The sequence below is a fragment of the Synechococcus sp. LA31 genome (assembly GCF_018502385.1).
GTDB lineage: Bacteria > Cyanobacteriota > Cyanobacteriia > PCC-6307 > Cyanobiaceae > Vulcanococcus.
Window position 1 is genome coordinate 106,112 of record NZ_CP075523.1, and the last position, 19,429, is coordinate 125,540.

The 19,429-nt window shown below is 59.9% G+C and carries 11 protein-coding genes and 2 tRNA genes; 5 read left to right on the top strand and 8 right to left on the bottom strand.

The window, feature by feature from the left end; translation table 11 throughout:
- The first annotated feature begins 243 nt into the window (after window positions 1–243).
- Together KJJ24_RS00540 and KJJ24_RS00545 are read left to right on the top strand one after the other, a co-directional pair.
- Complete coding sequence (locus tag KJJ24_RS00540; protein WP_214340043.1) at window positions 244–9,507, top strand: peroxidase family protein; 9,264 nt, start codon at window positions 244–246, stop codon at window positions 9,505–9,507.
- 238 nt (window positions 9,508–9,745) lie between these two features.
- Entirely contained in the window at window positions 9,746–10,678 is a 933-nt protein-coding gene (locus tag KJJ24_RS00545; protein ID WP_214340046.1) for an IS481 family transposase, read from the top strand.
- Between the two features lie 210 nt (window positions 10,679–10,888).
- Here the strand turns inward: KJJ24_RS00545 and polA are convergent, their stop codons facing one another.
- Genes polA through KJJ24_RS00560 form a run of 3 tightly spaced genes read right to left on the bottom strand, consistent with a single transcriptional unit; the run spans window position 10,889 to window position 14,564 of the window.
- Window positions 10,889–13,816: a DNA polymerase I gene (gene polA, locus KJJ24_RS00550; RefSeq protein ID WP_214340048.1), complete on the bottom strand. Its 2,928-nt coding sequence runs from the start codon at window positions 13,814–13,816 to the stop codon at window positions 10,889–10,891.
- A gap of 20 nt (window positions 13,817–13,836) precedes the next feature.
- Window positions 13,837–14,229: a HEPN domain-containing protein gene (locus KJJ24_RS00555; RefSeq protein ID WP_214340050.1), complete on the bottom strand. Its 393-nt coding sequence runs from the start codon at window positions 14,227–14,229 to the stop codon at window positions 13,837–13,839.
- Window positions 14,226–14,564, bottom strand: a complete 339-nt coding sequence (locus KJJ24_RS00560; protein ID WP_214340052.1) for a nucleotidyltransferase family protein — start codon at window positions 14,562–14,564, stop codon at window positions 14,226–14,228. The genes KJJ24_RS00555 and KJJ24_RS00560 overlap by 4 nt, the downstream gene beginning before the upstream one ends.
- Window positions 14,565–14,597: 33 nt before the next feature.
- Here KJJ24_RS00560 and KJJ24_RS00565 point away from each other — a divergent pair, with 33 nt between their 5' ends.
- Genes KJJ24_RS00565 through KJJ24_RS00575 form a run of 3 tightly spaced genes read left to right on the top strand, consistent with a single transcriptional unit; the run spans window position 14,598 to window position 16,682 of the window.
- Window positions 14,598–15,158: a DUF1643 domain-containing protein gene (locus KJJ24_RS00565; protein WP_214340054.1), complete on the top strand. Its 561-nt coding sequence runs from the start codon at window positions 14,598–14,600 to the stop codon at window positions 15,156–15,158.
- Entirely contained in the window at window positions 15,158–15,409 is a 252-nt protein-coding gene (locus KJJ24_RS00570) for a hypothetical protein (RefSeq protein ID WP_214340057.1), read from the top strand. The genes KJJ24_RS00565 and KJJ24_RS00570 overlap by 1 nt, the downstream gene beginning before the upstream one ends.
- Window positions 15,393–16,682 (top strand): cation:proton antiporter, encoded by a 1,290-nt coding sequence (locus KJJ24_RS00575; protein WP_214340059.1) that lies wholly within the window; start codon window positions 15,393–15,395, stop codon window positions 16,680–16,682. The genes KJJ24_RS00570 and KJJ24_RS00575 overlap by 17 nt, the downstream gene beginning before the upstream one ends.
- Here KJJ24_RS00575 and gltX read toward each other — a convergent pair.
- From gltX to rplS, 5 genes are all read right to left on the bottom strand, one after another.
- On the bottom strand, window positions 16,587–18,029 hold the full coding sequence (gltX, locus tag KJJ24_RS00580; protein WP_250544818.1) for a glutamate--tRNA ligase: 1,443 nt from the start codon (window positions 18,027–18,029) through the stop codon (window positions 16,587–16,589). The two genes, KJJ24_RS00575 and gltX, sit on opposite strands and share 96 nt — an antisense overlap.
- A gap of 26 nt (window positions 18,030–18,055) precedes the next feature.
- Window positions 18,056–18,129 (bottom strand) — tRNA-Asp (locus KJJ24_RS00585).
- Between the two features lie 393 nt (window positions 18,130–18,522).
- On the bottom strand, window positions 18,523–18,711 hold the full coding sequence (locus KJJ24_RS00590) for a hyperconserved protein Hcp (RefSeq protein ID WP_006043540.1): 189 nt from the start codon (window positions 18,709–18,711) through the stop codon (window positions 18,523–18,525).
- Between the two features lie 37 nt (window positions 18,712–18,748).
- Window positions 18,749–18,821: transfer RNA gene (locus tag KJJ24_RS00595), tRNA-Trp, on the bottom strand.
- Between the two features lie 98 nt (window positions 18,822–18,919).
- Window positions 18,920–19,396 (bottom strand): 50S ribosomal protein L19, encoded by a 477-nt coding sequence (gene rplS, locus KJJ24_RS00600; RefSeq protein ID WP_214340061.1) that lies wholly within the window; start codon window positions 19,394–19,396, stop codon window positions 18,920–18,922.
- Window positions 19,397–19,429 lie beyond the last annotated feature (33 nt).

Consider the following 19,429-nt stretch of genomic DNA (forward strand, 5'->3'; position numbering starts at 1 on the left):
GGTGATCAGCCGGTTTGTGAATGGCCTGGCTCAGGCATTGGAACGTCGCTTTTGGGACAAGCCTGCGTTTTGTGCTGCCTGAGTGCGCAGGTTTGTCCGATTTACGCGGTTCTGGCGTTCTGCCCCAGAAGGTCGCTGATCAGCTCGTCATGGTTATGGAGGTCATAGCTGGAAAGGCCTCAGGTTTCGTAGGCCTCCCTTGGCTATGTCACTTCCTCCTGTGCACTTCCTCGGACACAGTTCATGGCCAGTTCATTCCACGTTAATTACGCCGACTTACAACGGATTCTTGAGAATATCAAGATTGCCGAGCGCGAATCTGCCGGTGAGAACCTGCTCGACATCATTACAGAGGTAGCCACTGGCTCCCCTGCGATCACGGGAACAACCTTTGTCAATGCGGCGAATCTTCCCCTGGGCCTGCGCCATGTTGATGGTAGCTACAACCAGCTGATTCCTGGATCGCCAGACGGGGTTCTCACGGGCGCGGCTGATCAATCATTTGCTCGCCTGGTTGATCCCAGCTACATCAGCGAGACCGGAAGCCCCAGCCTGGATCTCAATCCTGATCCCGCCAGTTTGCTTGAGGTCACGAACAGCAGCTATGACCCAGAGTCTCCCAACCCTCAGAACGATCCGGGCATTCATCCCAACAGTGTCGTTGATGCATCTGTTCGCACCATTTCGAATCTGATCGTTGATCAGACCATCAGCAACCCTGCTGCTATCGCATCCGCTCTACGTTTGGCGGGTCACGAGGATCCTGATGGCCAGGCGCTCATCCTGCATGAGCAGGCGCGTGTGCTCCTTGATCCTTTGGCCGCCGAGGCGGACCAGGCTGATGCGCGAACGGCATTAACGAATGCCCTGGCTGAAACCGGTGTCACGATCACGTCGGATGGCTCCATTGTTGTGGAGCATCGCAGCGCTGATATCGGCCTTTCGCCGGGTAACAGCAGCTGGATGACGATTTTTGGTCAGTTCTTCGACCACGGACTTGACCTGCTTGCCAAGGGTGGCCAGGGAACGGTGTACATCCCGCTTCAACCTGATGACCCTTTGTATGTGGAGGGCAGTTCTTCCAATTTCATGGCTCTCACTCGAGCCTCTGGCAACCCTGGCACGAATCTGATCACACCCTGGATTGATCAGAACCAGACCTATACCTCTCATCCCTCGCATCAGGTCTTCCTGAGGGAGTATCAGCGCATTGATCGTGTCACTGGTGCTCTGCTGACCGATCCTGCTCAGCCTGAGTGGGAGGCCGGTCTCACCGTGGCCACAGGCCGCTTGCTGAACGGTGCAGACGGTGGTGTTGCGACTTGGGCTGACGTGAAGGCACAGGCACTCACCTATCTCGGCATTGCTCTGGATGACCGGGATGTGCTCAAGATCCCCCAGGTTCTGACCGATCCTTACGGTCGCTTCATTGCGGGCCAGAACGGCTATGCCCAGTTGCTCGCTGTGGATGCACAGGGTCAGCCGATCACTGTGGAAGGCACTGCTGAGGGTGTGATTCCATCCGCGCTAAATGTGAGCCGGATTGCCCAAGCTTTCCTGGATGACATCAATCGGGCCGCTGTTCCCGTGATCGTTGATGGACAGCTGCTGCCGGATGCCGACATGGCTGTTGGCCTCTCTGACGCGGTGCCGGATGCTCGGGGTGGCTTCACGACGTACGACAACGAACTACTGGATGCTCACTATGTGACCGGCGATGGTCGTGGTAACGAAAATATCGCCCTCACGGCCATCCATAGTGTTTTTCATGGCGAGCATAACCGTGTGCTTGAGGCCAACAAGCTCACGATTCTGCGCAGCGGTGACCTGGAGGGTATCAATGAGTGGTTGCGTATCCCCCTCGCTGACGCTGTTGAACTCACGTCCGCTCAGGCCAGTGATGCTGACCTGACTGCTTTCGCTGCTGGGCTGCAGTGGGATGGTGAACGCCTGTTCCAGGCGGCAAAATTCTCCACCGAGATGCAGTATCAGCATATCGTTTTTGAGGAATTTGCTCGTCGAATCCAGCCAAATATTGCTCCATTCGTGTTTACCAACTCGGCAGATCTTGATGCTCGTATTGTTGCCGAGTTCGCCCACGCGGTCTACCGCTTTGGTCACTCCCAGCTGGGTGATGGAGTCGCCAGACTGGAAGCGGATCTGGCTTCTAGCGATCTCGGCCTGATTCAATCCTTTCTCAACCCGCTGGAGTTTGCCAATAGCGGCCTCGATGCCGAGGCGGCTACAGGTGCCATTGCCCGCGGGATCACGCGTGTGGTGGATCAAGAGATCGATGAGTTCATCGTCGAAGCGCTGCGCAACAATCTGCTAGGGGCGCCGCTTGACTTGGCCAGTCTCAACTTGGCCCGCGGACGTGAACTGGGGATCCCGTCACTGAATCAGACCCGGGCTCAGCTCTATGCGATGACCGGGGCTGTTCAGCTCAAGCCCTACACCGGCTGGACGGTTGATCCAAATCAAGCTGATTCCCATGGTTTCTTCCAACATCTGAAGAATCCGATGTCGGTGGTGAATCTCATCGCTGCCTATGGCACACACACCACTATCACAGAGGCTACAAGCGTTGAGGCCAAGCGTCGCGCCGCGATGTCCATCGTGTTCAACACGTCGCTGGATGGTCAAGTTCCCCCTCCTGATGCTCTGGATTTCCTGAGGGGTACGGGTGCGTATGCCGACCAGGAGACGGGCATCAATGATGTGGACCTCTGGATCGGGGGTCTGGCAGAGCAGGTGAATGAATTCGGCGGCCAGCTGGGAGAAACCTTCAACGCAGTCTTCCAATACCAGATGGAGCAGCTGCAGAACGGAGACCGCTTCTATTACCTGAGTCGTACGCAGGGGATGAACCTACTGACCCAGTTGGAGGCCACAACCTTCTCCGATCTGGTGATGCGGAACTCGGATCTTGGCGATCCCCATGCGACCCACCTGTCTGCGCACATCATGGGTGTGCCGGATCTCATTTTAGAGCTCGATCTGAATACGGCTCAAGCCAATTACAGCGGTGATCAAGCCCTTGATGATTTGGTTGGAAGCCAAAATACAGCTGAGCAACGCGGCTCTCTAGACCCCACGGCGTCCACGCTCTTCGATTTTCTCCTGGGGGGTGCGGCCACGAGCAAGGTTGTCCGTCAGTACGGATCTGTAGATCTTGACGGTAACGGTTTTGTGGATGGCAACGTCTTGCGTTTCACCGGCGGTGAACATGTTGTTCTGGGCGGAACAGAGGGGAATGATGCCATCTATGGCGATAAGGGCATCGATACGCTATGGGGCGATGGCGGTGATGACTATCTCAATGCCGGCATGGAGTCTGATCAGGTCTTTGGCGGCGACGGCGATGACATTATTATTGATCCCTTCGGTGATGATTTTCTCCGTGGTGAAAATGGAGATGACGTGATCGTCAATGGTGCTGGCCTTGATGTTGATTTTGGCGGTGCGGGTCAAGACGCGATGTTTGCCGTCGTTGATAGCACTGAAATGTTTGCCGGTGAGGATAACGACTTTATGCGTGGCGGTTCAGCTCCTGATCTCATGATGGGAGGTGAGGGCGACGACTGGATGGAGGGTGGCGAAGGCTTTGATTACATGGCTGGCGAAAATTCGGAGCTGTTCTTTAACAGCCCCATTGTTGGTCATGACATCATGAATGGCCAAGGTAACGATACTGATTATGATGGTGAAAATGGCGATGATATTATGGTTCAGGGCGTAGGCATTCAGCGCAATAATGGTATGAACGGCTTTGACTGGGCTATTCATAAGGGCGATCCCGTTGCGGCTGATACGGACCTTACGCCGCAGATCCCCGGTCTAGTTGAAATCCCAGATGCTGCCTTGGCGGTGATACTGCGTGACCGTTTTGATTCTGTTGAAGGCTTATCGGGCTGGAAGTATGACGACTATCTGAGGGGATCTGTTCGTTCCATTGACCAGAATCCCTGGTTCCAGAACCAGCTCACACAGGCTGGTGTCGACAGGATTCGTGGCCTGCGCGCTGTGCTTGGTGGTGAAGATCTTGCTGATCCAGATGCTGTTGCCTTCGGTGACCCCAATATCGATGGGAATTCGGACGGCCAGATCTTCCTCGGCGGTGATGGCAGTGACACCATTATGGGTGGAGTTGGCGATGATCTCATTGATGGTGATGCCTGGCTCAATGTGCGTATAGAGGGGACTCGTAAAGACGGTTCTTATTTTACGGTCGACAGCCTTAGCGATTTGTTCGTTGATCTCGTTTCAGGGGCCATTGATCCTGGTGAGATGCATGCTGTGCGTGAGATTCTGTATGACGATCGCGCTGACGGCTCTAACCCCGATGATGTCAATCTCGATGTCGCTGTCTTCCAGGACCTGAGGGACAATTACGACATTGCTTTTGACGCAGACGGTGCTGTCATTGTGTCGCATCTGAATGTTTCCGCGGGCCTGCAGAGTGACGGGACGGATCGGCTTCGCAATATTGAGGTCGCACGTTTCGCCGATCAGGATCTGCGGCTGGTTAATGATCCTGCACTCTCTTCGGGTCTGCTGGCAACCACGGAGCTGTCGACAACTGGCATTTTCGGTTTCTTCGGTGCCGCTAACCGCGTTGGCCTTGCCGCTCCTGCCCTTTTTGACGCGAATAACGTCACACCTGGTAATCCGCTAGGGCTTGTTGATCCAAGCTCAGTTTCTGTTTCCTTCTTTGATGCCGCTGATTCTGCCACTGCGCTGCCGCTCTCGGCTGCCGGTGAGCTGGTGTTGGCCGCCACGCCCGGCCGGCAGCTGTCGATGACAGCCAGCTATATCGATGCAGCTGGTTTCACTAATACCTTTGAGGCACCCATCTTCAATGCAATTGTTGGCACTGCTTCTGCCAATACGCTGACGGGTACGGCTGATCTGGATTATATCTTTGGTGGTGCAGGAGCTGATATTCTGCTCGGTAATGGTGGTGATGACTATCTCTCTGGTGGCGTTGGTTCCGATCTGCTCAATGGCGGTGACGGTGTTGACCTTGCCAACTTTGCCGGAGTGGCCACTAGTCTTTTCAACGCGGCTAATCCTCCAGCACAGGCAGTTGTGGATGCCAGATTCGACCTGAATGGCGTCAACCTTACGGTCTCAACTCTCACCGGCGGTCTTGACACGCTTGTATCGATTGAACGCCTGCGCTTCAGTGATGGCGTCTTTGATCTTGTCGCTGGTGCCACCAACGCTGCTGATGATCTGATTTATAGCGGTGAGCAGCGTGCGTTGCTGTTTGGTGGTGGTGGTGATGACCATCTGCGTGGCGGAGCTGACGATGATGTTTTCACCTACACCGCAGCCGGCACGATTGTCGAGAACGCCAGTAGCGGCGGCGGCCGCGATTCTGTTGACGGTGGTGCTAACCGTGAGCTTGGTGATCGCCTGGTGATTCAAGGTGATAACACCACAGAGACGTTCCGTGTGATTGCCGTGGCAGGGGATGTCAATGCATCACACCGTGCTGATTTAGCGGCGGCAGGTTTTGCGGCCATCGCTGACACTACCGAGATCGTGATTCTTCGGGGTACCGGTAATCTGTCTGCTATTGCGCCACTGACGACCGATAACTTTGCCGTCATCGCTGAAGTGATAGAGATTGAAGAGTTAACGATTAATGTGAGTGGTGCTGGCCGAACTGGTACCCAACGTGTTCAGGTGATTGGTGACTTTAATCCCACCAGCCTGCGCACCAACACCATCACGATCAGTAGTGATGGCGCTGGCGTTGATGTTGATGTGACCAGCCTTGAATCCGATCACCGTGTTGTGCTTGATGCCGGCACGATCCTTGGTCAGCGCCCTCAGGATGTTGTTCAGACAGCTGCGAACGAAATCATGAAAGCTGATCCCATGACGCCTGATCAGAACAATGAACTTGCTGATGGCAACGTGTCTGCATCGCTCACCTTGCGAGACGCCCAGGATCTTCTTGATCTTGTGCGTGGGATTGCCCCAGAGCGTCTCGATCCCGAGAATGCCGATGCGGTTGGTGTTCGTGATCTGGCTGGCGCTGAGAACAATCGCGCCAATGCCTCCTTCGGTGCAGCGAACGAACCGTTCATTCGTCTCACTGAAGCGCGATTTGGCGCTGTTGACCCCGCCTCTGGCACCGCTGAGATCAACCCGATCTTCGCTGGGCTCGACCCCCGCCTGATTTCCAACAGTGTGGCGACCCAGCAGCCGCAGACTCCCCCCAGCAGACAGGCGAACCTGTTCTGGATGTCCTTTGCCCAGTATTTCGACCACGGCCTCGACTTCGTTGTGAAGGGTGGCAATGGGACCATTCCCATCGGCGGCGTCGGTTCTGGTGGTGCCGATAACCCTGCAGATCTCACGCGGGCAACGATCACCGGTTGGGATGCTGATGGCCCGCAGCACCTCAACCAGACATCCCCCTTCGTTGATCAAAACCAGGCTTATGGCTCCACTGCCCTGGTTGGTCAATTCCTGCGTGAATCCGACGGCGCGCGTGGTTTGGGATCTCATTTGATGTCAGGTGGCGATGATCCTTCCGCTCCCGGATTCAAGTTGCTGCCGACACTGCGCACACTGCTGGACCACCACATCGCAGCTCAGACTATTTTCACTGGCACCAAGCTTGGTGACTTGACCCTGACGGAGTACTACCCCGCTCTGATCAACGCTGACACCTCTGACTACGACTCGGCTGTCATCGCCGAGCTCAACCGTGATTTTCTCGGATCGGGCTACTCCCTGCTTGTTGATCTCAACCCATTTGTCTCGCCTCTCGAGCATGTTGTCGCTGGTGACGGCAGGCCGAACGAGAATGTCGCCCTCTCTTCGATTCACTCGATCTGGGCGCGTAATCACAACTATCACGTTGACCAACTAACGGAGCTCTACTCAGCGGCTGGTCTTGATGTTACGCCGGAGGAGGTCTTCCAGGCAGCCAAAACTATCAACGAAACGGAGTATCAGCGCATCATCTTTACTGAGTTTGCCGAGATTCTGTTGGGGAGTGCTGGGATACGTGGTTCTGGCGAGCACGGCTTCGATGATTATCAACCGGCTACGGACGCCCGCATTAGCCACGAGTTTGCAGCAATGGCCTATCGCGTGGGCCACACTATGATTGCTGACGATTTCACGATCCTTGATGCTGACGGGCAGCCAGTGCGCGTGCCGCTGGTGGATCTTTTCCTCAACCCCACCAATGAGGCGGGGGCCTTCACGTTTGACCCTGATGGTCCAGGCTCTGCGGCGCCCCTCACCGGCGATGCCGCGCTGAGTGTCTTGGCCTCTAGGGGTTACACCCCCGTGCCTGGCTATGAGCAGCTTGGCGTTGCCCGCATCCTCGGAGGTATGGCTCTGCAGCCTGCTGAGGAGGTTGATCCGCAGGTGGTCGATGCCGTTCGCAACGATTTGGTGCGGGTGCGTGCTGATCTGGCTGCCTTCAATATCGCCAGGGGCTGGGATCTTGGCCTCGGCACGCTCAATCAGGTCAAGTCCGGCTTGCTTGCTTCCTCTAATCCTTATGTGCAGGAAGCCATCAGCTTTGTGGGTCTTGAGAGCATGACTCCCTACGCCAGCTGGGAGGATTTCCAGCTCCGTAATGGTCTTGCTGATGCGGAGCTGGAGCGGTTGCGTTCCGCCTATCCCGACCTTGAGATTCTGGCCACCGACGTGGAGGCCTTCCGTCAGTTCAATCCTGATGTACACCTGTTGATCCAGGACGACGGCAGTGCCTTGGTTTCGGGTATTGATCGCGTTGATGCCTGGGTGGGCGGTCTGGCTGAGCAGAAATTCGAGGATTCACTGCTGGGCTCCACCTTTTGGACCATCATTCATGAACAACTGGATCGTCTGCAGGAGGGTGATCGCTTCTACTACCTCTCTAGGGTCGATGACCTCGACTTTTATGAGGCCTGGGCCAAGGAACAGAGCTTTGCCGACATTGTTGAGCGCAATACTGGCCTCACAGGTCTACCCAAAGATATTTTTGCAGTCTCTGATTCCGAAGTATTAGTTGGATTGCCTGCTGCGGATGGGGCTCCTGCAGACGGTGGCGCTCCTGCTCCTGTCGATCCTGACCCCGCCGATGGGCTTTTGACTGACGCTGAATCCGATGTTGTGGCTAAGGCTTTGCATCTCGGGCTGAGTTTGCACAAGCTTCCGGATTTCACCGGCGATCAATCGAATGAGCTCGTGCTGCGCCCCTTCGGTTCACAGGCTGAGCGCTCCGCTCAGTTCTACCTGATGCTCACGGCTGAGTCGTTGCGCGATGCCAGCATCGACACCCTGGATGTCACCTTCGACCTTGGTGACGACTTCCTCAATGTCTTTGAGCTCAGTGGGGAGCAGATCTTCTTCTCCGATGACCTTGCTGTGCAGCGTCGCGTCCAGCTTGATGGCAGCACCCTTCGTTTTGAAGGTGCTGGTCTGGGCGCCATGGGCGCTGGCCAGGGCATCTCGGAAAAAGCTCCGATTGCCGTGATCTCTCTCACCCCGCGCGATGATCTTGACCAGCAGATCCTTGCTGAGCGGCTGGCCGATCGCTACGGCTTTACGAACTCTGAATCCTGGCAGCAATCGCTGCAGTTCAGTGTTGCTGCCAATGTTCATGAGATCATGTTCTCTGACCTCATGTCGCTCGGTGATCTCGGCGGCGAGGCGGCCTTGCTCACCGATGAGCTTCAGCTGATTGCCCGTGCTGCGCAGGTGGATCTGTTGACGGATGATGTCTTCGCCTTGGGGACTGAGCGCCAGGTAATCAAGCCGGGTGAAGGAGGATTCACCAATCTGATTCGTTCAGGAGACACTCTAGAGCGCACCACACAGTGGCGTAATGAAGGTGAATTTACCCTTCAGGATCTGTCGCTCACTGACCTCAGCCAGGCTGGCGTTGCCACCTCTAAGAGCTGGATTGCAGGTGGTTCAGACGCCTTGGCTGTTGGTGCTACAGCCGAGATCACCACAGAGATCAATGTGTACGGTGATGCTGGATCGGTTCTTGACAGTGCAGCCCTCGGCTTCCAAATTGACGCGCTCGGTGGCTATCACTGGGATACGGCTGCCATGTCTGCATTCCAGCAGAAAAATCTGGTCACCTACCAGGCCGACCTCAACTATGACGGTCGCGTCAGCATGAAAGACTTGGCCTTCCTGAATGCAGGTGTCAGCCGTGGTTACAGCCGTGATGTTGATGCCAACTTTGATGGTGCCCTCGATATCAATGATCTCGCGGTGATTGATGCCGAATGGGGGCAAAGCCTGCATCAGGGTGAAGGTCAGTACTTAGGTTCTGATTCCATGTCTATGGCTGATCTCTCTCAACAGGGCATGCAGCAGTGGGACAGCTCAGCCTTCATTGGCCAAAACGCCATTGAAGCGGAGCAGCAGGTGCCGGATCCTGTTGCTGAATCCACGGGCACTCTCGTGACGGTGCAGGGCTTTGACGCGCTCCTTACTCAGCTGGAGCAGCAGCAGACTCAGCAGTACGACATGACTTAACGGCGATAGCCCCTCAGCCTTAGGGCTGAGGGGCTTCTCGTCTTCAGAAGCTGGTTAACAGATCGATGCAGGAGGGTGGCGACTCCTGCATCGATTGTTTTGTGTCCTTCAGCGATTGATCTGTGTTGGAGGGTTCCGAGCTGCTAGGTGTTCAGTCTCAGCAGGTTGGTCAGCTGACAAGAAGGTGTGAGGCCGCTACGGGTTGAGGTGCGACCCAGCAACCCAGACCTCACGCCCCATGCATAGCCATCCCAATGCCCGACTGACACAGAAGAGCCGTCTCAGGCTCGTCAATCAACACCTCCAAGACCGTCGTCCCCTCGCTGAACTGGCTGCAGAAGCAGGCATCAGTCTCCGCTGCGCCTACAAGTGGCTGGCCCGCTACCGCTCAGGTGGTGCTGCTTCTCTGGCTGATCGACGGAGTGTTCGCCGCACCCAGCGGCGGACGCTCGATCCGCGGCAACTGCAGCAGGCCGTGGATCTCCGTCACCAACGCCTCCACCTCCGCCACATCGCCAGGCTTCTGGTCGCACCCTTCTCCACCGTGGCCAGGGTGCTCAACCGCCTTGGTCTGGGGCGGTTGCGGAATCTCGAGCCCAAACCTCCAGTCCAGCGCTACGAGCGGGAGCATCCCGGAGAGCTGATCCATATCGACGTCAAAAAGCTCGCCCGCTTTCGCAAAGTCGGTCACCGCATCACTGGCAACCGCCAGCAGGGCCGCTCCACGGGCGTTGGCTACGACCGCGTCCACGTCGCCATTGATGACGCCACACGGCTTGCTTATGTCGAGGTGCTCGCGGACGAGCAGCAGGCCACGGCCATTGGCTTTATGAGCCGAGCTGTGGCTTGGTTCAACAGTCAGGGCGTCGAGTGCCGGCAGGTCATGTCTGACAACGGTCCCGCCTACGTCTCACGCAGCTTTGCCAAGGCGTGCAAGGTCCTGGGCCTCAGGCACATCCGCACCAGGCCCTACACGCCGAGGACCAACGGCAAAGCCGAACGGTTCATCCAGACCCTGTGCCGGGAATGGGCCTACGGGATGCCGTTCCAGAACTCAGAAGAACGCAATCAGTGGCTGCCTCGCTACCTGTCGATCTATAACCGTCTCAGGAAGCACACAGCACTCGGCGGCCGATCACCTCAGCAGCGGCTCAACGAGCTGCTCTGCTGATCAACGTGGTGAGACACAACAGCTAGGGCTGAGAACGCTCTGTCGGGTTGGCTGCGCTGAACACTTGTTCAGCGCCACAGAGTTGATTCGGTAGCTGAAGCGGAGGGCCATGCGGTCTGCTCGCTGTGTTGCTGAGTTCAGACGTTTAACTTGTTTGCAACGGCTTGTGATCAACCGCTGTGCATTTGCCCCGCGGCTGCATCAGTGCTCTTACTTCGCTTCCATCCAGTTGGGGCCGACGCCTGTTTCCACCCGCAGGGGAACAGATAGCTCAACCGCGCGCTCCATGGTTTCACGTGTGAGGTTCAGCACCTGCTCGAGGGCGTCGGGGGCGGCCTCCAGCACCAGTTCGTCGTGCACCTGCAGCAGCAGCCTGGCCGGCAAGCCGCTGGCGATGAGCTTGTGATGGAGCTGCACCATCGCCACCTTGATGATGTCGGCGCTGGAGCCCTGGATCGGCGCATTGGCCGCGGCGCGTAACTGCTGGGCCTCCATGCCCCCTCGGCGGGCGACCTCCAAATCGATCTCCAGCGGGTCTTTGCCCAACAGGCGCCCCAGGCCACTTGGGTCGAAGGCGAAGGGGCGCCGGCGGCCCAAAATCGTTTCCACGTAGCCGCGGCTCAAGGCCAGCCGCTCTTGCAGCTCCAGGAAGGCAAACACCTTTGGGTAGCGCTGCTTGTATTTGCTCAGAAACTCCTTGGCCTGAGCCTGGCTGACGCCGGTTTCACGGGCGAAGCGCTGGGCACCCATGCCGTAGATCACGCCGAAGTTGATCGTTTTGCCGAGGCGGCGTTCATCGGCGCTCACCTCGTCTTTCTCCAGCAGCAGCCGGGCGGTGAGGGCGTGTACGTCGTCGCCGTTGCGGTAGGCCTCCACCAGCACCTCTTCACCGGAGAGGTGGGCCAGGATGCGCAGCTCGATCTGGGAGTAGTCGGCGCTGATCAGCTGCCAGCCGGCTTCCGGCAGGAAGGCCTTGCGGATGCGGCGCGAAAACTCGGTGCGCACCGGGATGTTTTGCAGGTTGGGATTGCTGCTGGAGAGGCGCCCGGTAGCGGTCACCGCTTGGTTGAAATCGGTATGCACCCGTCCCGTTTCCGGTTCCATCAACGCCGGCAGCGCATCCACGTAGGTGCTCTTGAGCTTGCTGAGGGTGCGGTGCTCAAGCACCAGGGCCACCACCGGGTGGGCGTCTTCCAGCTTTTCAAGCACGGCGGCATCGGTGCTCCAGCCGGTTTTGGTTTTGCGGGATTTCTTGCGATCCAGGCCCAGTGTGTCGAACAGCAGTTCGCCTAGCTGCTTGGGCGAGGCGAGGTTGAAGTCCGTCCCGGCGGCTGCTTTGGCTTCCGCATCAAGGCGCAGCAGTGTGCCGCCCAGTTCGGTGCTCAGTTCCGCCAGATAGGCCGTGTCGATGCGGATGCCGGTGGCTTCCATCAGCGCCAGCACCGGCTCCAGGGGTAGCTCCACCTGATCCAGCAGCTGCGGCAACTGCGGGCCGAGCTCTTCCAGTTGGGCCCGCAGCAGCGGTGCCAAGCGGCGGGTCACGTGCACGTCCATGCCGCAGTAGAGAGCGGCCTGCTCGATCGGCACCACAGAAAAATCAGCGCCCTTGGGCACCAGCTCGCTGTAGCTCGTCGGCAGGAAGCCGAAGTTGCGCTGGGCCAGCAGCTCCAGGCTGTGCTTGGCGTTGGCATCGCGTAGGTAATCGGCCAGCAGCGTGTCCATCACCACGCCTTCGAGGGGCAGGCCATGGCGCAGCAGGATCAATCGGTCGTATTTGGCGTTTTGCAGGGTTTTGGGGTGCTGGCGGCTGCCCAGCCACGGCGCCAGGGCGGTGAGCACCTGATCCAGGGGCAGCGGATGACCAATCGGGATGTAGGCCAGATCCGCTGGCCCGTCTCCCCAGGCCACCCCCACCCCCACTAACTCGGCCTGGAAGGGGTTGAGGCTGGTGGTTTCCGTGTCCAGCGCCACTGGTGCTGTGGCGGTGGTGCAGGCCAGCAATCGCTCCGTCAGGGCCGCCAGGGAGTCGGCGCTGTCGATCAGCTGGGGCTCTAGTTGCGGGGCTTCGCTCGAGGGGGGCGTGGTTGTTGCGGTGGTGTCCGCGTCTGGATATCCGTGGATATCCGGCTTCGGAGAGTCCTGCTCAGCGCCGGTCGCTTCCGCTGAGAACACCTCAGCAAACTGGTTCACCTGGCGCCGCAGGCTGAACAGCTCCAGCTCCTCGAGGCTTTCGGCCAGTGCTTCGGCATTCACCGCACCTAGCTGCAGGCGCGGCTCCTGGGGCAGCGGAATGTCCACCAGGATTTCGGCGAGCATGCGCGAGCGGTAGGCGCTGTCACGGTCGGCATCAAGCTTGCCCAGCAGTGCCCCCTTGAGCACGCCTTTGGGGTCCTTGGCCTTCGGTCCCGCGGCCTGGAGATCGGCTAGGGCGGTGTAGATGCCATCGAGATCGGTGTAGGCGTTCAGCAGGTTGATCGCCGTCTTCGGGCCGACGCCCTTCACGCCTGGGATGTTGTCGCTGCTGTCGCCGGTGAGGGCCTTGAGGTCCACCACCTCTTCGGGGGTGACGCCGAGCTTGGCGACCACGCCATCGCGGCGCATCTCTACCGGGCCGCTGCTCTTGGCGTAGGGGCCGCCACCCATGTAGAGCACCGCGATGTCGCGCTGGTCATCCACCAGCTGAAAGAGGTCGCGGTCGCCCGACAGGATCCGCACCCGCCAGCCGGCGTTGGCGGCGCGGTTGGCCAGGGTGCCGAGCACGTCATCGGCTTCGTAGCCGGGGGCCATGCACAGCGGGATATCGAGCGCCTGCTGCAGGATCTGCTGCAGGTTGCCCAAGTCCTGGAAGAAGTGCTCAGGCGCCACATCGCGGTGAGCTTTGTAGGTCTCATCCGCTTCATGGCGGAAGGTGGGCTCGGCCGTGTCGAAGGCGATCACCACCCCCTGCGGGACCAGACCTTTGCAGTTATCGAGCAGGGCCTTGAGGAAGCCGTAGGTCACGGAGGTGGGTACGCCTTCCTTGGTGCTCAGGCCTCCCTCGCCTCCTTTGCTGAAGGCATAGAAACTGCGGAATGCCAGCGAGTGGCCATCCACCAGCAGCAGCAGAGGTTGGGTGCTGGTGGAGTTGGCCGCCGCCACGGTGGATCGCCCGAATCGGCTCAGCCTGCCAGATGTGCTGCGGCGATCTGCACAACAGCTTCTGCGGTGGTCAGTGCTTCCTTGCTGTCGTTCGCGTCAAACAAATCAATGGGGGCCTCGTCTCCATGGGGATAACAGGTCTCACTGCTCATCCTGCTCAAGGGTTTGAGACGAAGAGCACGGATGGCGGCGGTATCGAGGTCGTGTTGCTCCAGAACCTCAACCAAGCGCTCCAACGCATGGCTGTGAGGCGGTGTGATCCCGATGGCAACAACCAAAGCCTTCAAGGCCTTCTCGGCCGCTTGCCCTGCGAGATAGCAGGCCTGCGCATAAAAACCTTCCGACTTCATGCAACGCCCAGCCTTGAGATCGCTCGTGGCTTGACGGATCCAAGCCTCTGCTCGCGGTGTCATGGCCGGACGAGTGGCAGGGCTTCTTGGCCGATCGCGCGCCAGTACGGATCGTCTCCGTTTTTCAGCTGCTGCCAGCGATCGGTGCTGAGGGCAAGGACATCGTCACCAATGCAGGCAGCTTGCAGGGCATCCGCCAGTGCAGCGGCGTCTGCCTTCGAGGGAGCAACCGCGAGCAAATCGATGTCTGAATAGGCATCCCCGTCGCCCCGAGCTAAGGAGCCAAACAGCCAGACCTCTGATCCGGGGTGATGGGGAACAATCGCGCCGACTTCTTTGCGCAGCTGGTCAAGCCTGCTGCTCCGTAGGCGCTCGCGGATGGCGGCAAGGCTGGCCATGGCATCAGGCTAGATGGAATCTTTTCAACGCAGGTGGTTGCGATCGCTCTGCCACACATCCTCTTTGGGGCGCAGTTCAGCCCCTGCGGCCTCTACCGCTGGAGGCTCGAGCGCGTGTGGGATCCGGCCCGGCCGCGGCTGCTGTTCATCGGCTTGAACCCCTCGCGGGCGGATGCGGAGCGCGACGATCCCACCCTGCGCCGCCTGAGTGGTTTTGCCCAGAGCTGGGGGTTTGGGTGCCTGGAGGTGGTGAATCTGTTTGGTCGTTGTTCGGCCAGCCCCGCCGTGCTGCGCCGCTGCAGCGATCCGATTGGCCCTGAGAGCGATCATTGGCTCAGGCAGGGTCTGGCGCGGCTCCAGTCTCAGGCCGGCGATGCCCTGTGGCTGGGTTGGGGCAACGGTGGCACCTGGAGGCAGCGGGATCAGCAGGTGCTCGCGCTCCTGGCGGAGAAGCTTCCCGCGGATCTGCCGCTCTTGGCGATCGGGCTGACTGCCAGTGGCCAGCCCCGTCACCCGCTTTACGCCCCAGCTGCTGCACAACCCTTGCTGCTGCAGCATCCTGGTGCTGCGCTTCGGCTCCTCGAGTCTTTTTGATGGCCCGGACCCCCAGTCGCTACGCGATCCACCTGTTGCTGGCCGGCGGGCACACCCAGGTGGTGCACTTCGCTTCACTCGATGCGTTCCAGCAGTGGTACGGCACCGTGCTCAACGCAGGCCCTGCCGACGCCTTCATCAACGTGCCCATTACCGAGCTTCCCGGTGAATATCTGGTAGTGCGGCCCAGTGCCGTGCAGGGCATCAGGGTGGAGCCCATCTACGGCGCCCTGGATGACGACGAATTCTGAGCTGATCTGGGGCGCGTCTTTCTTCTCAGGCTCTCTGGCTCAGTTGATCGCCCGCTTCAGCGGCTTGCCATCAGTGGTGCTGCTGCTGGCACTGGGGTTGTTTGTGGGCCAGGCGGGTCTGGATCTTGTCCAACCTGAGGCGCTCGGTCAGGGCCTTGAGCCCCTGGTGGGGCTGCTGGTGAGCCTGGTGCTCTTCGACGGCGGCCTCAAACTGCGGCTCGCTGGCCGGGAGCTTCAGCGCACGGTGATCCAGTTGGTGCTGGTGCGCGGGGTGCTGGGGCTTGTGGGAGGTGCCGCACTGGCCCATGAGTTGGCTGGGCTGGGTTGGCCGCTGGCCTGGGTGTTTGGAGCGATTGCACTGGCCACAGGCCCCACTGTGATTTCGCCGATGGTGCGCCAGATGCGGCTGCTTCCGGGCCTGGCGCAGGTGCTGGAGGCGGAAGGGTTGATCCTTGAGCCCGCAGCAGCGGTGCTCGCCCTGCTCCTGTTGCAGTTGGCTCTCGGAGCCTTGCCCGATTGGCCGGCGGTGGCGGAGCTGTTGCTGCTGCGGTTGGGAGGCGGTGCGCTGCTGGGTGCTCTCACGGGTGGCCTGTTGGTGCTGTTGCTGGAGCGACTGCCGGCCGATTCCGATGGTTTGCGGCTGCAGCTGGTGTTGGGTGTGTTGTTTTTGCTGGTGGCCGGCACCCAGATGCTGTTGCCGGAGGGGGGCTTCCCGGCGGCTGTGATGGCTGGTGTGGTGGTGGGGCTACGCCTGGAACAACAGGCGACGCAGCTGGATGAGTTGATTTTTCAGTTGGCCCAGCTGGCGATCACGGTGCTGTTTCCCCTGCTGGCGGCTGATGTGTCGTGGGGGGAGCTCAGCCCGCTGGGTTGGGGCGGGGTGGCGTGCGTGCTCTGCCTGATGCTCTACCGCTGGCTGGTGGTGCAAGTGGCCGGGCTGGGGATCGGCTCGCTGGCCTGGCGAGAGAAATTGATGCTCAGCTGGGTGGCCCCGCGCGGCATCGTCACCGCTGCTGTGGCCAGCTTGTTCGCGCTTCAGCTCGATGCCGCCGGCGTGAGCGGCGGTGGATCGTTGAAGGGTCTGGTGTTTCTCACCATCCTGCTCAGCGTGGGGTTGCAGGGATTCAGTGCCCCATGGCTCGCCCAGCGACTCGGGTTGGTGCAGGTGGAAGCCCCTTCAGAGGCTGCGCTCGATGCGGCCTCGGGCCTCACCGCTGGGCTGGAGCAGCAGCCAGGTGGTGAGCAAATCGGGGCCTTGAAGGCTGCCGAGTAGGGCGGCGCGCAGGGTTTTCATCAGCACGCCTTTCTTCACACCGGCGGTCGCCACGGCTTCGCCCAGCAGAGCCTGGGCGGCTTCTGCGGTGAGCGGTCCTTCTGGCAGGTGCTCCAGCAGCGCTGACAAGGCAGGGCGAGCCCCGTCATTAGCCAGCTGCTGCTGAGCCGCCTCGTTGAGTTCGGGCCGCTCGAAGAAGGGGCGGGCCTGTTCGATGCCGTCTTTCAGGGTCACCAGTGATGGGCCAATCAGGGCGCAGAGCTGCTGGAGCCAGCTGGCCGCGGCGGTATCGGTGCTCCAGCCCTGGGCGCTCCAGAGCGGCAGCAGGTCGGATAGCAGCTGCTCGGGGCCGCGCTCGTGCAGCACCTGGCTGTTGAGCCAGTTGAGCTTGTCCCAATCGAAGCGGGCGCCGGCTTTGTTCACCCGATCAAAAGAGAACACGCCTGCGGCGTCGGCGAGGCTGAAGCGTTCGCCCATGCCCTCCGGCGGCGACCAGCCCAGCAAGGTCATGTAATTGGCTAGGGCCTCAGCGGTGTAGCCCTGGTTGCGAAAGTCGCTCACCGACGTGACGCCATCACGCTTGGAGAGCTTCTTGCCCTCCTTGTTGAGGATCAGCGGCGTGTGGGCAAACACCGGCGCCGAGGCACCAAGGGCCTCGTAGAGCAGCAGTTGTTTAGCGGTGTTAGCGATGTGGTCTTCGCCGCGGATTACGTGGGTGATCGCCATGGCGGCGTCGTCCACCACCACCACCAGGTTGTATAGGGGGTCACCGATCTGATCGGCGGGCGCCCGGCGGGCGATCACCATGTCGCCACCGAGATCAGCGCCGCTCCAGCGCATCTCGCCCCGCACCAGATCGGTCCAGGTGATCACGGCGTTGTCGTCGATGCGGAAGCGGATCGTGGCTTCGCGCCCTTCGGCGATGAAGGCCTGCTCCTGCTCGGGGCTGAGATCGCGGTGGCGATTGTCGTAGCGGGGAGCGCGGTTCTCGGCGGCCTGCCGCTCACGCATCTCGGTGAGTTCGGCCTCGGTGGCGTAGCAGCGGTAAGCCCGGCCGCTGTTGAGCAGTTGCTGAATGGCGGCCCGGTGTTCAGCGATGCGCTCGCTTTGCACCACCGGCTCGCCATCCCAGCTCAGACCAAGCCACTGCAGGCCTTCGAGGATGTTGGCGGTGTACTCCGGCTTGCTCCGTTCCTTGTCGGTGTCTTCAATGCGCAGCAGGAACTGGCCGCCGTGATGGCGAGCAAACAGCCAGTTGAACACCGCCGTGCGGGCCGTACCGATGTGGAGTGTGCCGGTGGGGCTGGGGGCGAGACGCACACGCACCGCCGCTCCAGTTGCCACCACTGGCTTTGTCCTCAGATGAAATGGAACGGGACTGACGGGGCTCGAACCCGCAACTTCCGCCGTGACAGGGCGGTGCTCTAACCGATTGAACTACAGTCCCATGAGTGCTCCAAGAGCTCTCGCAGACAGGGGTTTGAAACCTGCGCTGCATCGCGTCGGCGACCACAAAAGTATCCTCTGTCGCCCTGCCCTCCGTCAACTGGGCTGGGGTAGTGGAGAGGCTGAAGGATGGTTGGCCAAAGCCGTTGCCGTGGTTTTTTGAACGCTCTCCAGATGTGGATATCCATGGATATCCCGAGTTGGACAGTTCCCTTGCACCCCTGCCCCACCGGCCAGCCTTAGTCGTCAACTCGCGATCATGGCGCTCCTACGAAGGAATTCGCTCCAGCAAGCCCACGGGAGCCTTCTTCCAGGATGAGAGGGATCTCGCGCGCATGAAAAAAAGCCCGCCATGGGACGGGCTTGAGGAGTCTGCGGTGGATTCGCAGCTCAATCAGGGGCGAAAGCCAGCGGGTTCGATCAAGCGCACCTGGTTACCGCGAGCAGTGAATTCACGACCTTGATCGCTTTGAACGACGACGCGACCACCAGATTTCACACGGATCACCCGGGCACGAACCCAGCCGAGGGCGGCGGATTCGAGAACCTTGACGACATCACCGGGCTGTAGATCCAACTCCATGTCCGGAACGTAGAAACTGCAGGGAGGAAACACCGAACGCGCCGTGGAGGACTTGAACCCCCGACATCAGGTTTTGGAGACCTGCGTTCTACCAACTGAACTAACGGCGCAGGGCCGATGTTCCCTCAGCCGGATGATTGGGTTGGTGACCAAATCATCCGGCGGGCCGATCAACAAGTGATGGCCAGGTGCTGAAGGCGGAAAGCGATCAGCGATCGAAGCGCTGCTTGACGCGGGTGGCTTTGCCCACTCGGTCGCGCAGATAGAAGAGCTTCGCTCGACGCACCTTACCCCGGCGCTCCACCTTGATGGAAGCCACCTGGGGGCTGTGGATCAGGAACACACGCTCAACGCCCACACCCTGGAAGATGCGGCGCACGGTGATGGTCTCGTTGAGGCCGCCATGGCGCTTGGCGATCACCACACCCTCGTAAGGCTGGATGCGCTCTTTGTTGCCCTCAGTGATGCGCACGCCCACGCGAACGGTGTCACCCACGTAGATCTCGGGGTGATCTTTGGCTTGCTTGGCGATCTGCTCGGCCTCGAAGGCACGGATCAGTTCACTGGCGCTCAGCTTGCCCACACTCACTTTGGCGGCAGGCTTCTCAGCTACGGCCACGCTGGGCTCAGCTGCGACCTCGGTGCTGGTGGTGTCGCTGGTGGTCTCTTTGATGTCGTCAGTCATGTCCTTGGATTCCGCTGCCATCCAGCTCCGAAA